Annotated in this window: 1 protein-coding gene and 1 pseudogene; both read left to right on the top strand. The window is 66.9% G+C overall.

All coding sequences use genetic code 11. From position 1 onward, the window contains the following. Nucleotides 1-902 (top strand): UbiD family decarboxylase domain-containing protein (locus tag ACZ7GZ_RS43175; protein WP_471033326.1); only part of this gene is annotated, 902 nt, incomplete at its 5' end. A 93-nt stretch (nt 903-995) separates the two neighbouring features. After that, nucleotides 996-1,843 (top strand): annotated as a pseudogene (locus ACZ7GZ_RS43180) (ISL3 family transposase); the annotation flags it as partial. Nucleotides 1,844-1,938: the final 95 nt, after the last annotated feature.

Here is a 1,938-nt window from a genome sequence, read left to right on the forward strand (position 1 = left end):
GTACGGCAGCGGCACAAGGCGCGGGTGGGTTCGCGGCGGGCTCGGGTGCGGTCACAGCGGTGGCAGTGATCGGTGGCGGGACGCGGACTGCTGTTGCGGAGGCCGATGGCGTTGAAGAAGCCGGGTTCCTCGGCGCTCTCCTCGGTGAACCCATCGAACTCGTACGCTGCGAAACAAACAGCCTCCGCGTCCCCGCCACCGCTGAAATCATCATCGAAGGCCATCTCTCACCCGACCGGTCGGGTACCGAAGGCCCCATGGGTGAATTCGCCGGCTACCGCCCCGACCACACCTCCCCCCAACCCGTCTACACCATCGAAGCCATCACCCATCGCAACAACCCGATCTGGCCCGCCGTGGTCGAAGGCGAGCCCGTCGACGAATTCCATACCACCACCGGCCTAACCGTCGCCGCTGAAACACTCAGGACCCTGCGCCTCGCCAATCTGCCCATCACCACCGCCTGGGAGCCCTTCGAGGCCGCTTCCCACCTCCTCGTCATCACCGTCCCTTCCAATTGGCGCATCCAGCTCCCCGCCACCGATACGCTCGCCTTCGTCCAACGCATCACCAATGTCATCGACCGCCAGCGCTACGAACACCTCGTGCCCCGCATCGTGGTCCTGGACGACGACATCGACCCTTCGAACCTGGCCGAACTTACCTGGGCGCTTAACACCCGCGTCCATCCCACCAAACGCCGCATCATCCGCGAAGGCCGCATCCTCTCCCTCCTGGCCTGCTATACCCCCCAGGAACAGCAAACTCACCACGGTCCTAAAGTCACCCACGACGCCCTGCTCCCCGCCCCCGCAGAAGGCCGGATGAGTCGCAGCTCCTTCCAGCACATCTACCCCGATACCGTCCAACGCCGTGTACTGGACCGCTGGGACGACCGGTAACGGGTGGGGTTTTACAGTGAGAGGGTCTGTCAAACGAGCGGCTCTGGCCCGTAATCGGTGGTAACCAAGGGTGACGGGCGCCGTTGGTGTGGTGTGCGAGATGTCAACGAGCTTGTGGCTGTGGTGTTTTCGGCCTGACGGCGCTGGTTGTGGAAGATGTGTCGGACGAGGGTGACGTGATCCGGGTGACGGCGCGGACCCGGGATGATCGGGTGCCGTGCCCCGTGTGCGGGGTGCCGACGTTGAGAGTGCACGGCTTCCATGGCCGGACGCTCACGGATGTCCCGGTGGACGGGCGGCGGGTCGTCGTCTCGGTGCGGCTGCGGCGTCTGGTCTGCCCAGAGCCCGGCTGCCCGCGGCAGACGTTCCGCGAGCAGGTACCGGGCCTGGTGGAGCGCTACCAGCGCCGTACCAACCGCCTCGCCCGTCAACTCGGGTCCGTGGTCAAGGAGTTAGCGGGACGGGCGGGCGCCCGCCTTTTACGCGTCCTGGCCTGCGGCGTCTCCCGTTCGACGGCTCTGCGGACGCTCATGCGCCTGCCCATACCGCCGCTGCGCGTGCCGCGGGTGGTCGGCATCGACGACTTCGCCCTCAAGCGCCGGCACCGCTACGCCACGATCGTCATCGACGCAGAGACCGGCGAGCGGATCGATGTCCTGCCTGACCGCAAGGCCGAGACGGTGACGAAGTGGCTGCGTGAGCACCCCGGCGCCGAGTATGTCTGCCGTGACGGCTCCGGGTCCTACGGCGAGGCGATCCGCCAGGCCCTCCCCGAAGCAGTGCAGGTCAGCGACCGGTGGCACATGTGGTCCAACCTGTGCGGCAAGGCCCTGTCCGAGGTCCGCTCGCACACCGCGTGCTGGGCGAGCGTGAACCCGGCCCGGCCGGGCGGTGTGCGCGAGCAGACCACCCGGGAACGCTGGCAACAGGTCCACGACCTGTGAGGCGCCCCGAAGTTTCCGGACAGTGGTCCCACTACGATGGGTCTGTTCGGAAAGGGAAGCTGGTTGTCGCAGAAACGCAGGAACTTCACCCC

This window comes from Streptomyces sp. NPDC037288 (assembly GCF_055603265.1).